Source organism: Bacillus sp. CFBP9009 (assembly GCF_036541465.1).
In the GTDB taxonomy this organism is placed as follows: Bacteria; Bacillota; Bacilli; order Bacillales; family DSM-1321; genus Peribacillus.
Window position 1 is genome coordinate 24,272 of sequence record NZ_JAZHFU010000017.1, and the last position, 17,867, is coordinate 42,138.

The window sequence follows — 17,867 nt, forward strand, 5'->3', positions numbered from 1 at the left end:
ATGCTTATAAAATAATATTGGAATTCTATCATCTATTTTTCGGTAGGTCAACAAGTTTTTTTGAAGTGAAAAAGGCAATATCTGCAGTTTTATAGTGGTCTTAATTTTTATTAAGGTACTTGAAAAATTTATTTTTTGGATGATCACTATTATGAAATATTGATCATCATTTTTTTAAAATGATATTTTTAGATTAGGAAAATTGCCAAGATATATTTGGTAACTGTTTATTTCAAAAATACAATTGTATTTTTACAGAATATTTACTATTATAAGATAAGAAAACATAATTGAAGTGTTATTGATATTTTTTCGATAGAGCATTTCTAACCGCAATAATTAATAGAGAGTCGTTCGTGGTAAGGATAGAAAAGCATTACCGATATTGCATCTGGGGGAGTTAAACATGTCGAACAAGGAATTAAAGAGAGGGCTGGAAGCACGTCACATTCAAATGATAGCTTTGGGCGGAACCATCGGTGTCGGGTTATTCATGGGATCGGCGAGCACGATCAAATGGACCGGGCCCTCTGTAATGCTTGCTTATGCCATCGCAGGTATTTTTATATTTTTCATCATGCGTTCCATGGGTGAGATGCTTTATTTAGAACCGACTACAGGTTCTTTTGCAACCTTTGCGAGCAGCTATATACATCCTTTGGCAGGTTATATGACTGCTTGGAGCAATTGGTTTCAATGGGTAATCGTCGGAATGTCCGAAATCATTGCGGTTGGGTTGTATATGCAATATTGGTTCCCGGATTTACCGGCCTGGATACCAGGTGTGGTCGCCATGATCATCTTGGGGGCGGCCAACCTCATTTCAGTTAAATCCTTCGGGGAATTTGAATTCTGGTTTGCGCTTATAAAAATCATAACGATCATATTGATGATCGTTGCCGGCCTAGGCCTTATCTTCTTTGGAATAGGAAATGGCGGGGATGCGATTGGATTATCGAATCTTTGGGAAAATGGCGGCTTCTTTACGGGAGGCTGGACAGGATTCTTCTTTGCGCTTTCCCTTGTTGTGGCATCCTATCAAGGAGTTGAGCTTATCGGCATTACAGCCGGAGAAGCGAAAGATCCAACGAAGACCGTAACAAAAGCGATTCAGTCGATCATATGGCGCATATTAATTTTCTATATTGGCGCCATATTCGTCATCGTGACAGTCTTCCCTTGGGATCAACTGGACGACTTAGGAAGCCCATTCGTTTCAACCTTTGCTAAAATAGGTATCACAGCAGCAGCAGGAATCATCAATTTTGTCGTAATCACTGCGGCAATGTCTGGATGCAACAGTGGTATTTTCAGTGCAGGGCGTATGCTTTACACACTTGCATTGAATGGCCAAGCTCCGAAAATCTTTGCTAAAGTATCTAAAAATGGAGTGCCGGCATATTGCACGATCGCTGTACTTTTAGGATTGGGCATCGGAGTTATCCTGAACTACCTTGCACCGCCGCAACTATTCCTATATGTCTACAGTGCGAGTGTATTACCTGGGATGATTCCATGGTTTGTCTTACTTATCAGTGAGCTTAAATTCAGAAAGGTAAATGCAGCTGAAATGGAGAAACATCCGTTCAAGATGCCTTTGGCCCCCTACAGTAACTATGCGACAATTGCCTTCTTACTAATGGTGCTGGTCGGTATGTGGATCAATCCTAGTACCCGGATTTCCTTGGTTGTCGGAATCGTTTTCCTAGCCTTGGTCGTAGCAAGTTATTACATGCTGAAAATGGATAAACGAACACCATTGGATGTTAAATCCGATGATGAAATTTCGGGATAAGAAACTCTATTAGAAAGCCCTTCTCTTAATTCGAGAAGGGCTTTTTTGTCTTTGGGGATTGTTGGAATTCACGAGTGAAACGGCGAAACTCACGAGTAAATCAGTGGAATTCACGAGTAAAGCTGCGATACTCGAGTAAATCAGCGGAATTCACGAGTAAAGCAATTTTGCCCCCATAACAAGGGAGGGCCAGCAGGGGGAATGGATCAATAAGCTTAGGAATGTGTCTTCATTCCAGAATTTTCCATAGGATGTTGCCCGAGGAAGGTGTTGTATTTTGGAAAGAACAAAGCTTACCGGGCGTATCGTTACACCATTGAAGATTGGCCCTCCGCCTACTATATGGAAAATTTCAAACGGCTTAGAGTAGTGAAAGCGAAGTATGATCCATACAATACGTTTAAGTTCCCTCGAAGCATACCGCCATTAAATAAGTGGGGTTGAAAAAGATTTAGAACTGCCCCTTTGATGCATGAAGAACATTCGTTATTAAAAGGCCTATTCCACCAGTGGGAGATAGGCCTCTCTTATTTTCATTTCCCGAAAATCATTCCGCTTGCTGAGCTAGTACTGTACTGTAGACCTGATTTACGGAAGATTGGGCTTGGGCGATCTCTTGAGCCGCTTGTTTAATCGCTTCTTGTGCCAAAGTTGGATCAGAGGAAGATTTTTCAATTGCTTGTGAAAGTAAGGTTTGCGTAAGGGTAACGTTTGCTTTTGCTTGATTTAATTGATTGATATCAATTTGTTGTTGAGGCATGTAGTTTCTCTCCTTATGTCATTATTAGAATTACTCCATTAGGATGGCCTTTCTTTTCTTTTTTATAAGGAGAAAAAAATATAACTTAGACTGGATGCACTGAAAGGGCCAAGTCCATTGGGATAAACAATTTAAATAAACTATGCAAAATTTATGGACAATACAAATTCGTAAAATAGATACACCCTTAGGACTGAAAAACAGGCAGAACGAGAATGAAATTATTAGTTTTATTTACTTAGAATTCTTAAAATTTCATCTGCATAAATAGTATTTCGTTTCTTGAATATCATGTTGTATGAAATCGCAATAAATATATCGTGACTTGTTGGTTGTTCAGTTAATTAAATTACACTTTACTTATTGGTTTTATAAGATTAAAATCGGAGAAAGAATTATTATAAGATATGAGCTGATTGGACAACCAAAAGCTCCTGAACGCGATAAGCGAACAGGAGCTTTTTGCGTTCATTTTGGAAAAAGGAGTTGGCAAGATGAATATTGATCATATTGAGGCTTTTATGTATGTTGTTCACCTTAATAGTTTTCATAAAGCCGCAGAGGCAATGTTTTTAACACAGCCAACGGTTTCGGCAAGAATTAAGACGCTTGAGAGTGAACTCGATTCAGTACTATTTGAGAGGCAAGGGAGAGGGATTATTTTAACCGAAAAAGGGAAAGCCTTCATTCCATTTGCGGATCAAATTATTCGGACCTTTCACCAGGGGAAAAAGCAGTTAAAAACAGGAAGTGAGCTAGAGGAAATAACGATAGGGGCTAATATCATTACATCGCAATACTTTATTCCATATGCTCTTCCTCTATGGAAAAAGGAAAACCCCAATTTACGCTTTAAATTTATTTCAGCAACAAATGATGTATTAGTGGAAAAATTGCTTCAGAAACAGGTTGATATAGCATTTATGAAGGATGTTACACATAGTGGTCTGCAAAATTACAAGACCCTTGATAATTCGATTCGTTTAGTCGTGTATCCAGGACATCCATTTCATCTTCATACTGAGCTGACAGTGCAGGAGTTAGCAATGGAGCCGTTGGTATTTTTTGAGTGCGGTGCGTTTGACTGGAACCACGTTCATAAAATTTTTGAAATATCTAATGTTGAGCCGTGCATTGAATTTCAAGTTGATCACCTGGAAGTGGCGAAGTCGCTAATTCTTAGCAGAAGCTGTATCGGATTTTTACCGTACTTATGTATTAAAAAAGAGTTAGAACAGGGAAATTTGGTTGAAGTGGATGTATCACATTTAATCAAGATAAAGCAGCACATCTATTTAACGCATTTAAATCAAGGGATGGAACCTCCTTTATTATGGAATGACATTCTTTTATCAATTCGGAAATTTGAGAAAGACCATCAGCAATTACAGATACAATCGAATTGATAGATATTTTCTATCAATATAATATTTTTTTCTATTAGTTAAAACATTGCCATTAGCATGTTTTAGGTGATAGGATAAGTCGAAATATAATTAATCGCATAAGTAAACTTTGAATTAAAACGGAGGAGAAAATATGAGTTATAAGCTTGGCATTTTAGACCAGAGCCCGATATTTCCGGGCGCTTCTGCATTTGATGCACTTCAGCAAACGATTAATCTGGCTAGACATGCAGAAGATTGGGGTTATACCCGTTTCTGGGTTTCGGAACATCATCATGCCGAACAGCTAGCGGGGTCCTCCCCGGAAGTATTGATTTCTTATTTATTAGCCCAAACAAAAACGATTCGGGTAGGTTCCGGAGGTGTTATGCTTCAGCATTATAGTCCATATAAAGTGGCGGAAAACTTTCACGTGTTATCAAATCTTTCGCCAGGCAGGGTAGACCTTGGCATCGGAAAGGCACCAGGTGGCCTCCCCTTATCAACGAAGGCGCTACAGTTTGGAACTGTGAATGATGGAAAAGATTTCGAAGAGCGGTTATCTTTCTTGCAAGAAATAATCGAAAATTCAGTTAATGAAACTCACCCGCTTGCAGGCATTCAAGCGACACCACTCCCTCCCAAAAAGCCAAAGATGTTTCTGCTTGGTGCAAGTGCTGACAGTGCCAGGCTAGCAGCCGATCTTGGTATAGCTTATGTATTTGCTCGATTTATCAATAGTAATGAGGCTGTACTCGAAGAAGCTTCACGCATTTACCAAAGTATCTTTCCAACTGGGAGCTTTAAGGTATCGGTTTCAGTGATTGCTGCTTCTTCACAACAGGAAGCAGAACAGTTAACAGGTGAACAGAAGATTGTGAAAGTACATCTCAAAAGCGGTCGTTCTGTTACGGTCCAAACACTGGTGCAAGCAGAGTTATTTGGGAAGCAATCTGGGGAGTCTTATGAAATTGAAGAACAGGATTCCAATATTATTGCTGGAACTCCCTCTTATGTAAAAGAAGTCTTAGCAAATTTACATGAAAAGTACGGGGTAGATGAGTTTATCCTACATTCGCCGATTTTAAAGGAAGCAGAAAGGTTCCGATCTTTTCGATTGTTGAGTCCACTTCAATTAGCCTTATCTGATGAGAAACACGTTACGAGCCAAAATTAAAAAGTCTTCAGCAATTAGTGAAGATCCTAGATGTCAGCAAAGCTAAATATCGATTATTTAAAGGAGGAGTATTGATGTCTGAGCAGAGAAAGTTGAAATTTGGAGCGCTTATTCACGGAGTTGGAGGGAGTATATCTGGTTGGAGACATCCTGATATTCAGGCAGATGCCAGTGTTAGTCTTGAATTTTATAAGGAGCAGGCCCAGAAGGCTGAAGAGGGAAAGTTCGATTTACTTTTCATTGCTGACGGATTGTTTATCAATGAGAAGTCAATTCCGCATTTTTTAAATCGCTTTGAACCACTTACCATTTTATCCGCACTCGCTGCTTTCACATCAAGAATAGGGCTAGTCGGAACAGTTTCCACCTCATACAGTGAGCCATTTACTGTAGCTCGGCAATTTGCCTCACTTGATCACATTAGTCAAGGTCGTGGCGGATGGAACCTTGTTACTACTCCTCTTGAGAGTACGGCCTTGAACTATAACAAAACGATTGAAGAACACCCTGATCATGCCAAACGCTATCGGATAGCATCAGAATATATACAAGTTACCAAAGGACTTTGGGATTCATGGGAGGATGACGCGTTTACTCGGGATAAAGATTCCGGTGCGTTTTTTGATCCTTCTAAAATGCATCAATTAAAACATAAAGGAGAATTTTTCTCGGTGCAAGGACCACTAAACATTGCTAGATCTAAACAGGGGAGACCTGTCGTTTTTCAAGCAGGTTCATCAGAAGCTGGAAAAAATCTTGCGGCTAAAGAAGCGGATGCAATCTTTACAGGTCAACCAACTTTGGAAGATGCCAAGATTTTTTATCAAGATGTAAAAAACAGGGCTATTGCATTCGGGAGAAATCCTGATGAAATTGTTATTCTGCCGGGTATCGCTCCAATCATTGGTGCAACTGAGGAAGAGGCAGAGCACAAATATCAAGAACTCGCTAACCTGGTTTCTATAGATAAGGCGCTTGACTATTTGGGACGATACTTCGATCATCATGATTTTTCCCAATATGAACTGGATGCACCTTTCCCCGATCTCGGAGACATTGGAAAAAACAGTTTCCGAAGTACGACTGATCGAATTAAACAGGAAGCCAAGGATAAACAGTTAACGCTCCGTCAAGTAGCACTTAAAGAAACTACACCCCGGACCTCTTTTATTGGAACTCCAGAGAAAGTGGCGGATTTGATTCAGCAATGGTTCGAAGAGAAGGGTGCGGACGGATTTATCTTTGCTTCAAGTGTTCCCAATGCTTTAAGTGACTTTGTATTCTACGTGATTCCTATCCTTCAAAAAAGGGGAATATATCGTACTGAATATGAAGCCGAAACATTAAGAGGCAACTTGGGGCTTCCATTCCCGGAAAATCGTTATGCGAAAGAAAAGATTAACCAATAAGAAGGAGGAATACGACATGGGAGAAGCGTTAAATGTTGTCGTTTGGTCAAAACAAGGATGTCATTATTGCGAAGAGGTTAAACAATACTTAAAAGAAAAGGACATTGCTTATCAAACGGTGGATGTTACCGATCATGATGAACGGAGAGACATTTTAGAAATCAAATATGATGTTCGGTATGTACCTATTATTGAAATTGGGCGAGGTAACGTATATGAGAGTGTTATGGAAATTGGCATACCCTATCTTGAAAAAGTACTCGAACGCTTTCAATAACAAAATTTAGCGGGCTTAAGAAGAAGTTGACTTATCCTTAAATGGAAATGATCATGATGAACCAGAGCTAGAACGAGTGAAAAATTGTTGATTTAAATCCGACTATTCTTGTGAAAATAATAAGTTATAGAAACGGGGAATTAATCATGACACAGCTAATCCGTCTTGCCACTGTAAAAGATGCTCCCGAAGTGCTAAACGTTACACTTCGGGCTTATGAACCAATTAGAGAATTGAATATTAACTTTCTGGCTGCGACAGCTGATTTGCAGTTAGTGACGAATAATATTAGGCGAAATCTCACTTATGTTTTAGAACAGGGCGGCCAAATTGTTTCCACTGTGACAGTTCGTCATCCATGGAATGATACTGATCAGTTCAGTCCGTACCCTTTCATTTGGTGGTTTGCAGTCGACCCCCTATACAAACAAAAAGGTTTTGGCTCGACTTTGTTAACCTGGGTGGAAGAAAACGCACTTCGGAAACAGGTGAAAGCGCCGGCCGTCTATTTGGCGACAGCTGATCGTCATCCTTGGCTTGTTTCCATTTATGAAAGAAGAGGCTATGAGATTTTTGCTGAACGAGATCACGATGGAGAAAAAATTGTGTATCTTCGTAAAATTCTAGATGAAACGTTGTATCGCATTATTGAAAATAAAGAACCAATTGTTAGTAATTAAAAACGTCGGGGGAATTTGAGATGAAAAAAACATTATTAATAGTTATGGCACTGCTATTTACTTTTTTGGGAGCTTGCTCTTCGAAAGAAACAACGAGTACAGCAAAGTCAAGTTCTGGAGATTCAAAAGATAAAAAAGTTCAGAAAATCATTGTCGGAACTGGGACACAATTCCCTAATATTTGCTTTTTGGATAGTAATGGTAAGCTGACAGGGTATGATGTCGAGTTGGTTCGTCAAATCGATGAAAAGCTGCCTGAATATGAATTTGAATTTAAAACGATGGAATTTTCTAATCTATTATTAAGTTTAGAAACGAACAAAATAGATTTTGTTGCTCACCAAATGGAGGTGAATGATGAACGAGAAGAAAAATTTCTATTTAATAAAGAACCATATAATGTCTTTCCGCTCCAAGTTACTGTTCATCAGGACAACAATGATATTCATTCCATTAAAGATCTTAAAGGAAAAAAAGCGATAGTGAGTGCTACGAGCAATTCTGCTGTTTTTCTTGAAAAGTATAATAAAGAAAATAATGCCGGTATTGAAATTGTCTATTCTGGCCAAGGCGTAGATGATACGAAGAATCAAATCAAAACTGGTCGGGCGGATGCTACCATTACTACACCATTCGCAGTCGACTTCTTAAATAAACAAGCAGATGCACAGCAAAAAGTGGTGGGTGAGCCACTTCTTAATTCGAAAGTATACTTTTTGCTAAGAAAAGACGAAACGCCTTTACAGAAGAGAATTGATGAAGCACTTGTGGAGCTGAAAAAAGATGGGGTAGTTAGCGAATTAAGTAAAAAGTGGCTGGGCGCAGACTATTCAGTAGGATTTTAATTAGATAGTAGTAAGCGCGGAGGTGCTAAAGCATGGGGAAAGCATTTGATCCTTCATTAATCGTCGATTTCATTCCGACGTTAATATATTATCTTGGAGTAACATTGCAAATTCTGGCAGCATCCGTTTTATTAGGAATGGTCATCGGGATAGCGGCAGCCATCCTGAGATTATTTCGTATCCCTGTTTTGAATCAATTAGTCATTTTGTATATTTCATTCATTCGGGGAACTCCGATTTTAATACAATTATTTCTAGTTTTTTACGGACTGCCTGCAATCCTTTTATTCATTAATATTGATATTTCAAGAATGGATGCTCTGTATTTTGTCATTATTACTTATGCAGTAAGTAATGGGGCGCATTTCGCAGAAATATTCCGCGGAGCGATTAAGGCTGTCGATTATGGGCAAACGGAAGCAGCCTATTCTGTTGGTATGAATAATAGTCAAAGCTTTTTTCGAATTGTGCTTCCTCAGGCAATAGGGATTGCTTTTCCGAATATCGCAAACTCTATTATCGGATCCTTGAAGGATACCTCACTTGCCTTTACCATCGGCGTAATGGATATGATGGGCAGGGGAGAGACATTAATTGCTGCAACTGCACATGCTCTCGAAGTCTATCTCTCATTAGCTGTTATCTATTATGCAGTCGTGCTATTGTTTGAGAAAATATTCAGACTTTATGAAAATCGCATTAATCGTCATCAAACTGTTGATGTGTCTGTTACTGGATAACAAAGGAGGAGAGAAGGACTTGACGATTGATATTCTATTCATTTGGACTGCTTTTAAGGAGATTATTAAAGCACTTCCGATCACACTTATCTTAACGATTCTTCCTCTTCTTGCAGGTTTTATTATCGGTCTCGCTGTTGCCTTGATTAGGATATATAAAGTGAAATTTCTATGTAGAGTTGCAAATGGATATGTTTCCTTCTTTAGAGGAACACCAATTATCATGCACATAATGCTCATTTATTTCGGCTTTCCATTATTAATAGACCAAATTTCTAAAAAGTTTGATTTGGGTATTCAATCTAATTCCATTCCGATCATTTTATTTGTCTTAACCGCCTTATCGTTGAGTGCGGGTGCCTATTTATCAGAAATATTCAGATCGGGAATTATCAGTGTCTCTAATGGCCAAATGGAGGCAGCCTATTCCGTGGGTATGAATTCGTTTCAAGCCATGACGCGAATTGTTTTGCCACAGGCCATTGCTCAGTCCATCCCGAATTTCACGAATATTTTCATTGGATTCTTGCATACGTCATCCATTGCTTTCATTGTATCGCAAAAAGAAATGACAGGAGCAGCCAACATAGTTGCATCCACCAATTTGAAATTTTTGGAGTCTTTCATCGCTGCTGGTTTAATTTATTGGGGCCTCACAATCATTGCAGAGGGGCTTTCGTTTTTAATTGAGAAAAAGGCCACTGCCTATAATCGAGGAGGAGTACAATGATTTATTTAAAAGATATAAAAAAATCATTTAACCAGCAGCCTGTTTTAAAAGGAATTAATCTGAAAATAGGCAAGGGAGAAGTGGTTACCATTCTTGGACCAAGTGGATCTGGGAAAACGACCCTGCTTAGGTGCTTGAACTTTCTGGAGAAACCAGATGAGGGAATTGTTCAAGTGGGGGATATACAGGTGAAGTCTAAGAAGGCGACCAAAAGGGAAATCTTATCCCTTAGAAGACAATCGGCAATGGTTTTTCAGCATTATAATTTATTTGCTCATAAAACTGTTTTGGAGAATGTAATGGAAGGATTAATTGTTACAAAAAAACATAAGAAAGCTGAAGCGAAACAGGAAAGCGAGCTGTTATTGAAAAAAGTAGGTTTGGGAGATAAGCATAACTATTTCCCTTCGCAATTGTCAGGAGGTCAACAGCAACGTGTTGGAATTGCCAGGGCACTTGCTTTAAATCCGGAGGTCATTCTATTTGACGAACCAACATCGGCACTCGACCCTGAGTTGGTTGGGGAGGTGCTTTCTGTGATAAAAGCAATTGCACAGGAAGGCATAACGATGGTGATTGTAACCCATGAAATGAGTTTTGCTAAAGAGATATCGGATCGCGTTCTTTTCATGGATGGAGGGGTCATTGTAGAAGAGGGGTCACCATTGGAGATTTTCAATGCCCCAAAGGAAGAGCGAACAAGACAATTTTTAAACCGGATATCAAGAGATTTTTCCGTACCGTTTTTAGAAGAAAGGGCCAATTAAAGGAAGGGGCAAAAGGAGGACGTATGATTAATACAATCGTAGTCGATGAATTGATTGAAGAAGATAAAGAGACGGTTCGCCGCTTATTGGTAGAAAGTTATCAACAATATGAACATGAATATTCGAACCCGGAAGCTTGGGAAGGATATTTAAAAAATATTGAATCCTCGGTGGATAATCCACATGTTGATAAGGTATTGGTTGCAAAGTGCAATCAGGATATCCTTGGTACATTACAGCTTTTTCAGTCATCTGAAAAAGCATATGAAAAGCCGGAACTTGGGATTTTTTCACCAATCATTCGGTTGTTGGCTGTTCATCCCGAATCAAGGGGACGCGGTATCGCACAGGAATTATTAAAAGCTAGTGTAAATTATGCAAAATCGCAAGGTGCGTCCAGTTTGTATCTACATTCTACTGATAAGATGCATAAAGCCATTAAACTATATGAATGGTTTGGCTTTAAAAGGGATCGAACGAAAGAATTTCAAAATCATGATATTTTAGTAAAATGCTATCGCTTAGATTTATAGAAGGAGGCGACTGTATGAGTCGAGAGCTGGAAAAGCGCTTAATATCGATACGGCGCTATTTACATCAATATCCGGAGTTATCGAATGAAGAATTTAAAACGACAAAATCGATACAAACGTGGCTCGAGGAAGAGGGCATTGAAATCCGTCATACAAGATTAAAAACAGGTGTTTTTGCAGATATAAAGGGTGGCAAGCCCGGACCGACAGTAGCCATAAGGGCGGATATCGATGCTCTTCCGATTGAGGAACGAACCGGGCTTCCATTTGCTTCGAAAGTAAAAGGAGTGATGCATGCTTGCGGCCATGATTTTCATACGGCAGCTGCAATAGGGGCTGCCTACCTTTTAAAAGAATATCAATCAGAGTTGTGCGGGACAGTGCGATTGCTTTTTCAACCCGCAGAAGAATTAGGCGGCGGAGCGGTGCATGTGATAAAAGATGGTCAAATTGACGATGTAGCGGCTGTAATTGGGCTGCACAATAAACCCAATTTGCCTGTCGGCACCATTGGCATAAAAGCTGGTCCGTTAATGGCGGCAGTGGACCGTTTTCATATTGTTCTACAAGGGAAGGGGAGCCACGCGGCCATCCCTCAAAACGGAAAAGATCCAATAGCGGCAGCGGCTCAGCTTATTACCGCTCTTCAAACTATCGTCAGCCGGAATGTATCCCCATTAGATTGTGCTGTGGTGAGTGTTACGAGAATAACAGGTGGAAACACTTGGAATGTAATTCCGGGTGACGTCATATTGGAAGGAACGATTCGAACCTTTAATGCTGAAATCCGCGAAGAAGTAAAAGAAAAGTTTTATTCGATTGTGAATCATATTGCAGCTGCTTTTTCACAGGAAGCTGCGATTGGTTGGTTTCCTGGGCCCCCCGCGCTTCTTAATCATCCAGCTGTCACAGAGATGGTACGCGTGTCTGCTCGGCAGCAATCATTACACGTAATCAATCCAGAGCCTTCAATGGGTGGTGAAGATTTCGCTTATTACCTTCAACATATCCCCGGTACCTTTGCCTTTTTTGGTACAAACGGAAACGAAGATTGGCATCATCCAGCTTTTACTGTTGATGAAAAATCCATTATTAAAGCCGCTCATTTTTTATCTGAAAGTGCCAAGGATTTATTATATAAACATGGTAAGTGGTGAACATACATGACTAAGGTGCCAGACACGATCTAAACTGGTTCGTGCATAGCACCCTAGTTGTCGTATTTCCAAAAATATCGGTTCAAATTTCAAGGCATGAATCCTCGCTCACATGCAATAATCCTCAGAGAGTTTCTAGGCACAAATTAATTATTCAGATATTGGCTTCTGTGTTGTGAAGCTCCGTCAATGACTTGCGGTGTTATGAAAAATTAGAATCCAAAAAACGCTTTGTTAATGAAGGAATACATAAGTATATAAAACTTCCTCAGATTCAACATCTTCTCTTCTTGGATAGCCAAAGTTGTGTAATATCTTCGGTATATGGACAATTTCTGATATCTTTCCTTACGAAGTCCTTTATAAAGTATAGAAAGAACCGGATGAGCGCTGCCCTTCCGGTTCTTTGTGTATCAGTTAGCTGCTGGAACCAATCCTTTATGAATGGAGACTTCCTTAATGGCACGGTAGACGGTTTCGACCATGAAATCGAGTTCCTTTTCTGACATGGAAAGGATCGGCATCATCGTGATGACAGGACCAAGTTCCCGGATGATCAGGCCATTTTCCCTTGCTGTATGGATGATTCCGGAAACGACATTCTCTTGGAGGGTGAACGTTTCTTTTGTTTGGCGGTCTTTAACGATCTCCACTCCAATCATGAAGCCGCGCTGGCGGATATCGCCGACTATCGGAAGTTCGTATAGTGCTTGCAGTTTTTCGGATAGGTATTTTGATTTTTTCTGGATGTCTTTAATGAGATTGCGGCTTTCCATTAGCTCGATATTCTTCAGGGCCAGTGCACAGGCTAGCTGATTTCCTGTATAGGTGTGGCCGTGATAGAAGGTTTTATGTTCTTCCCGTTCTCCCAAGAAGGATTGAAAGATCTGCTCGTTCATGATGGTTGCTGCGAGTGGCATATATCCCCCAGTGATCCCTTTGCCCATACACATGATATCAGGAACGACATCTTCCTGTTCGCAGGCAAACATCGTTCCGGTTCGACCGAATCCAACGGCCACCTCATCACAAATTAAGAGGATGTTGTACTTTCTGCATAATTGTTCGACTTCTTTCAAAAAGCCTGCCGGATGGGTTATGATGCCTGCCGCGCCCTGCACAAGCGGTTCGATGATCAATCCTGCAATTTCCTCTGATTGATCTTGCAGTAACTTCTCCAGTTCCTTCAAGCAATGGTTTTTCACTGCTTCTTGATCTCCATACTCAGTCATGTGATAGGCATATGGTGAAGGGGCGGAAATCCGTTGAAATAAGAGTGGCTTAAAGATTCTATGGAATAGATCCATTCCGCCAACACTCACGGCACCGACAGTATCGCCATGGTATGCTTCGTCAAGGGAGACGAATTTGTTTTTATTCCGATGCTTGACGGGATCGATATTCTGCCAATATTGATAAGCGACTTTAAGGGCGATTTCCACAGCAGCAGATCCCGTGTCAGAGTAGAAGACTTTCGATAAAGAACCAGGAGTGATCTCTGCAAGTTTTTTTGCCAGTAAGATCGATGGTACATTTGCAGATCCCAGCAGCGTGGAGTGCGCGACTTTATTCACTTGTTCAATAAGGGCGCCATTTAATTCCGGCTCGTTATGCCCGTGCACATTCACCCATAATGAAGCATAGCCGTCCAAATAGCGTTTGCCATCCACATCAATCAAGTAGCTGCCTTCCCCGCGCTCGATGATCAGCGGTTTACTTTCCCGATACGTTTTCATTTGTGTGAACGGATGCCATACATATTCCTTATCCCATTGCTCTAAATCCTGACTGTTCATGCTTGGAACACCTCTTTCAGTTGTTGGGTATAATCTTGATCACCAAGTAAATCAAGGATGCAGATCCTCAAGTCTTTTCTAACATCCGCCATTGTTGGGATGCAGGCGAGGCCATTCAGCCCTGTCAGCTTTTCAATGGTTTCGATATTGTCTTTATGAATCCGATCCTCTGACCGGTAATGGTTATACAAAATGGTTTTCACGCATATATCATGGATTTGGGCATACGAATGCGTCGTTACGACATTATGAATCGCCCCTAAACCACTTGTAGATACGAATACGACAGGCATGCCGCAATCTCTTATGAAATCCGTCGTCATATAGAAACCGTCGGATCGTTCAATGAGCGGGACAGCCAATCCGCCAGCACCCTCGACTAATACGATGTCATACATTTCCTCAAGTTCATGAACCCTTTCCACGACTTTCTTCTCATCAATTTTCTTTCCGGTCAATTTAATCGCCAAATGTGGGGAGGTTTCAGGTTCCAGTGTGTAAAACCCTGATTCCTTTACACCGAGTTCCTGTTCAAACCAAGATATGTCCGGGTATGTATTGCTTTCCTCATTGATGCCAGTTTGAAATGGTTTGAATATTGTGACGCTTTTTCCCAATGCTTGAAGAGACAGATAGAGTGCGCTCGTGACGATGGTCTTTCCAATATCGGTGCCAGTTCCGGTTATAAAGTAGGCTTGGCCCATGGATGATTCAGCTCCTTCACGTTTATATATCTTGCAATGCGCGGACGTACTTGTTGAATGATGACAGCACATAGAATGCACAGCAGTAGATCACCGGGGACAGGTAATAAGAAGCCGTAAAGAATCGTTTGGTTGATTGAAAGCGGCGTTTCCACAATCCACTTCATTGCACCATAAAGCCAGATGCAGCCGAAGAAGTAAACAGTCAGTAAAGAGGCGGCATTAGCAAAGAATATGGAACGAATCGTGGTGAGGGAAAACCGGTTGATCAGCCATCCATTTACATAGGCTCCCAGTATATATCCGAGCAAATAGCCGAAAGTGGGTTTGAATATATAGCCGAATCCCCCGCCTTCAGCAAACACGGGCACCCCGATAAGTCCGATCAAGACGTAGCATAGCTGACTGAGCAATCCAAGACGGGGGCCCAATAATGCGCCTGCCAAATAGACTGCCAGAATTTGAAGTGTGAATGGTATGTAAGGGATAGGTATTTTAATAAAGGCGCCAATTGCGGTTAACGCGGTAAAAAGGGCAACATAAGAAATCGTCCTTGCTTTCAAGGTTTTCACCTCCTTTTTTAGAAATGATAGGCGAAATGCTCACTATTAGTTTGCCTGATTCCCATTTTATATGTCAACTAATTTATTATTTAGTTAACAAATAAAAACCATACGTAAACAGGTTTTAATGGACAGACTAGTAAAATATTGAAAAAAGACCATTGAATAATATTTTGTTTGTATGTTATTATTCTATCGATATGTTAACTTAATGTATTTTAGGTTAACAAATTTATTTGAATCGCCAGGCAGTATTGATACTGCTAAATGTTAAGTGCTGCCCATTGTGGTTGATGGTGCACATGTGACCAATTGATTGGAAGGGAAAGTGGATTGGAGATGGAGACACTCACGGTTGGAGCATCAGGTGGATATATTGCAGGCAGCTGGTCTTTATTTACCAGACCGGGTTATGCTCCTTTTCTAGGAATTGCATAGTCAAGGAATCCATAAACCAGCGATTCGGCACACAATAAAGAAAAGAGGGATAGGTTTGGAAACAATGGTAAGGGACTGGAAGATGTTAGCGGAGAACGTTATCAAAGGATATAAAGTGACGGAGGAAGAGGCATTATCCATCGTACAAGCCCCAGACGAAGAGGTTTTGGAAATTTTGAATGCGGCCTACCTCATACGCAAGCATCATTATGGGAAAAAAGTTAAATTGAATATGATCATCAATACGAAATCAGGATTATGTCCCGAAGATTGCGGCTACTGCTCGCAGTCGATCGTGTCGGAAGCCCCGATCGATAAATATGCTTGGCTGACGAAAGAAAAGATTGTCGAGGGAGCGCAAGAATCAATTCGTCGCAAAGCGGGTACTTATTGCATCGTTGCGTCTGGCCGTCGTCCGACCAACAGGGAAATCGATCATGTCATTGAAGCGGTAAAAGAAATCCGTGAAACGACGGATCTTAAAATCTGCTGCTGTTTAGGTTTCCTGAATGAGGAACATGCGGGCAAACTAGCGGAAGCAGGCGTTCATCGCTACAACCACAATTTGAATACATCACAGGAAAACTACAGTAAAATTACATCGACGCATACATATGAAGACCGGGTAGATACAGTCGAAGCTGTGAAAGAAGCCGGAATGTCCCCATGTTCTGGTGCCATTTTCGGTATGGGGGAATCTGAGTCGGAAGCGGTGGAAATCGCCCTATCCTTACGCAGCCTTGATGCAGATTCCATTCCTTGTAATTTTCTCAATGCAATTGACGGAACGCCGCTTGAGGGAACTTCCGAGTTGACCCCCACTAAATGCCTGAAATTGATTTCGATGATGAGATTCGTTAATCCGAGTAAAGAAATCCGTCTGGCCGGCGGTCGTGAGGTCAATCTCCGTTCCATGCAGCCCATGGCACTTTATGCAGCCAATTCCATCTTCGTCGGTGATTATTTAACGACAGCTGGTCAAGAACCAACAGCGGATTGGGGAATCATCGAAGACCTGGGATTCGAAATTGAAGAATGTGCCCTTTGATAAAGAAGATTATAGGAAAACAATATGGATTTAAAAAAACACCCTTAGGGTGTTTTTTTCAGTTTGTCGGCAAAAGGAAGATCCAATTGGGGTCGAAAAAAGTGCATGGAGGGTCGAAAAAAGTGCGTTTTAGGTCGAATAAATTCGAGAACGGTCGAATAAAGAGTATGGAAGGTCGACATCATGTTTTTTACATTAATCCATATTGGATTGAAGAAATTGGCGATACTCCTGCCGGATTACTGGCTAGCCAAGACCCCACAGCCGCTTGCGGTGAGGAGGCTTGGCAGACAGTCGGCGGAAAGGGAGTGGATTTCTGAAATCAACTCGAACGAAAAAACTAGGCAAACTCGATTTTTCTTGGAATTTGTCTAAAAACAGGACTAGAGTACCCTTCATGTTTTTTTACTGTAACCCTTATTAGATTAAGAAATTTGCGACACTCTGCCGGATTGCTGGCTAGCCGAGACTCCACAGGCGCTTGCTTTGATGAGGCTTGGCAGGCAGTCGGCGGAAAGGGAGCGGATTTCTGAAATCAACTCGAACGAAAAAACTAGGCAAACTCGATTTTTCTTGGAATTTGTCTAAAAACAGGACTAGAGTACCCTTCATGTTTTTTTACTGTAACCCTTATTAGATTAAGAAATTTGCGACACCCCTGCCGGATAGCTGGCTAGCCGAGACCCAACAGGCGCTTGCCTTGTTGAGGCTTGGCAGACAGTCGGCGGAAAGGGAGCGGATTTCTGAAATCAACTCGAACGGTTTTAAAGAAAAAAACTGCAGTCAAACTCGTTTTTTTTGGAATTTGTCTAAAAACAAGAATAGATTACCCCTCATTTTTTTTACTGTACCCTTATTGGATTGAAGAAATTGGCGACACTCCTGCCGAATAACTGGCTAGCCAAGACCCCAGAGCCGCTTGCAGTGAGGAGGCTTGGCAGACAGTCGGCGGAAAGGGAGCGGATTTCTGAAATCAACTCGAACGGTTTTAAAGAAAAAAACTGCAGTCAAACTCGGTTTTTCTTGGAATTTGTCTAAAAACAAGACTAGATTACCCCTCATT

At 40.9% G+C, this 17,867-nt stretch carries 18 protein-coding genes and 1 pseudogene; 15 read left to right on the forward strand and 4 right to left on the reverse strand.

Annotated features, from left to right (window positions below; all coding sequences use genetic code 11):
- The first annotated feature begins 406 nt into the window (after positions 1–406).
- The gene (locus V3595_RS24355) at positions 407–1,795 is read left to right on the forward strand and encodes an amino acid permease (protein ID WP_485910250.1); all 1,389 of its coding nucleotides are present in this window, start codon (positions 407–409) and stop codon (positions 1,793–1,795) included.
- Positions 1,796–2,116: 321 nt separating this feature from the next.
- Positions 2,117–2,239 (forward strand): annotated as a pseudogene (locus tag V3595_RS24360) (BBE domain-containing protein); the annotation flags it as partial.
- A gap of 103 nt (positions 2,240–2,342) precedes the next feature.
- On the opposite strand, the gene V3595_RS24365 reads toward V3595_RS24360, so the two are convergent.
- Positions 2,343–2,555, reverse strand: a complete 213-nt coding sequence (locus V3595_RS24365; RefSeq protein ID WP_485910252.1) for a hypothetical protein — start codon at positions 2,553–2,555, stop codon at positions 2,343–2,345.
- A gap of 494 nt (positions 2,556–3,049) precedes the next feature.
- Between V3595_RS24365 and V3595_RS24370 the strand changes: the two genes are divergently transcribed.
- From V3595_RS24370 to V3595_RS24420, 11 genes are all read left to right on the forward strand, one after another.
- The gene (locus tag V3595_RS24370) at positions 3,050–3,961 is read left to right on the forward strand and encodes a LysR family transcriptional regulator (protein ID WP_485910328.1); all 912 of its coding nucleotides are present in this window, start codon (positions 3,050–3,052) and stop codon (positions 3,959–3,961) included.
- A gap of 133 nt (positions 3,962–4,094) precedes the next feature.
- Positions 4,095–5,117 (forward strand): LLM class flavin-dependent oxidoreductase, encoded by a 1,023-nt coding sequence (locus V3595_RS24375; protein ID WP_485910254.1) that lies wholly within the window; start codon positions 4,095–4,097, stop codon positions 5,115–5,117.
- A 74-nt stretch (positions 5,118–5,191) separates the two neighbouring features.
- Positions 5,192–6,526: an LLM class flavin-dependent oxidoreductase gene (locus V3595_RS24380; protein ID WP_485910256.1), complete on the forward strand. Its 1,335-nt coding sequence runs from the start codon at positions 5,192–5,194 to the stop codon at positions 6,524–6,526.
- A 16-nt stretch (positions 6,527–6,542) separates the two neighbouring features.
- On the forward strand, positions 6,543–6,803 hold the full coding sequence (locus V3595_RS24385) for a glutaredoxin family protein (protein WP_485910258.1): 261 nt from the start codon (positions 6,543–6,545) through the stop codon (positions 6,801–6,803).
- A 146-nt stretch (positions 6,804–6,949) separates the two neighbouring features.
- Positions 6,950–7,483 carry a GNAT family N-acetyltransferase gene (locus V3595_RS24390; protein ID WP_485910260.1) on the forward strand — a complete coding sequence of 178 codons (534 nt, stop codon included), beginning with the start codon at positions 6,950–6,952 and terminating at the stop codon, positions 7,481–7,483.
- Positions 7,484–7,503: 20 nt separating this feature from the next.
- On the forward strand, positions 7,504–8,328 hold the full coding sequence (locus V3595_RS24395; RefSeq protein ID WP_485910262.1) for an amino acid ABC transporter substrate-binding protein: 825 nt from the start codon (positions 7,504–7,506) through the stop codon (positions 8,326–8,328).
- 32 nt (positions 8,329–8,360) lie between these two features.
- Positions 8,361–9,068 (forward strand): amino acid ABC transporter permease, encoded by a 708-nt coding sequence (locus V3595_RS24400; protein WP_485910264.1) that lies wholly within the window; start codon positions 8,361–8,363, stop codon positions 9,066–9,068.
- Positions 9,069–9,087: 19 nt separating this feature from the next.
- Positions 9,088–9,798: an amino acid ABC transporter permease gene (locus V3595_RS24405; protein ID WP_133351901.1), complete on the forward strand. Its 711-nt coding sequence runs from the start codon at positions 9,088–9,090 to the stop codon at positions 9,796–9,798.
- Positions 9,795–10,565, forward strand: a complete 771-nt coding sequence (locus V3595_RS24410; RefSeq protein WP_485910265.1) for an amino acid ABC transporter ATP-binding protein — start codon at positions 9,795–9,797, stop codon at positions 10,563–10,565. Before V3595_RS24405 ends, V3595_RS24410 begins: the two co-directional genes overlap by 4 nt.
- A gap of 23 nt (positions 10,566–10,588) precedes the next feature.
- Positions 10,589–11,098: a GNAT family N-acetyltransferase gene (locus tag V3595_RS24415; RefSeq protein ID WP_089362828.1), complete on the forward strand. Its 510-nt coding sequence runs from the start codon at positions 10,589–10,591 to the stop codon at positions 11,096–11,098.
- A 14-nt stretch (positions 11,099–11,112) separates the two neighbouring features.
- Positions 11,113–12,255 carry an amidohydrolase gene (locus tag V3595_RS24420; RefSeq protein ID WP_485910267.1) on the forward strand — a complete coding sequence of 381 codons (1,143 nt, stop codon included), beginning with the start codon at positions 11,113–11,115 and terminating at the stop codon, positions 12,253–12,255.
- A gap of 413 nt (positions 12,256–12,668) precedes the next feature.
- Here V3595_RS24420 and bioA read toward each other — a convergent pair whose 3' ends face one another.
- The 3 genes from bioA to V3595_RS24435 are packed head-to-tail and all read right to left on the reverse strand — an operon-like array spanning position 12,669 to position 15,318.
- Entirely contained in the window at positions 12,669–14,051 is a 1,383-nt protein-coding gene (gene bioA, locus V3595_RS24425; protein WP_485910269.1) for an adenosylmethionine--8-amino-7-oxononanoate transaminase, read from the reverse strand.
- Complete coding sequence (bioD, locus tag V3595_RS24430; protein WP_485910271.1) at positions 14,048–14,755, reverse strand: dethiobiotin synthase; 708 nt, start codon at positions 14,753–14,755, stop codon at positions 14,048–14,050. The genes bioA and bioD overlap by 4 nt, the downstream gene beginning before the upstream one ends.
- Positions 14,734–15,318, reverse strand: coding sequence for a biotin transporter BioY (locus tag V3595_RS24435; protein WP_421157137.1), 585 nt, complete (start codon positions 15,316–15,318; stop codon positions 14,734–14,736). The genes bioD and V3595_RS24435 overlap by 22 nt, the downstream gene beginning before the upstream one ends.
- A gap of 502 nt (positions 15,319–15,820) precedes the next feature.
- Between V3595_RS24435 and bioB the strand changes: the two genes are divergently transcribed.
- Positions 15,821–16,804 carry a biotin synthase BioB gene (bioB, locus tag V3595_RS24440; protein WP_352925191.1) on the forward strand — a complete coding sequence of 328 codons (984 nt, stop codon included), beginning with the start codon at positions 15,821–15,823 and terminating at the stop codon, positions 16,802–16,804.
- An 86-nt stretch (positions 16,805–16,890) separates the two neighbouring features.
- Positions 16,891–17,124, forward strand: a complete 234-nt coding sequence (locus tag V3595_RS24445; RefSeq protein WP_485910273.1) for a hypothetical protein — start codon at positions 16,891–16,893, stop codon at positions 17,122–17,124.
- Positions 17,125–17,867: the final 743 nt, after the last annotated feature.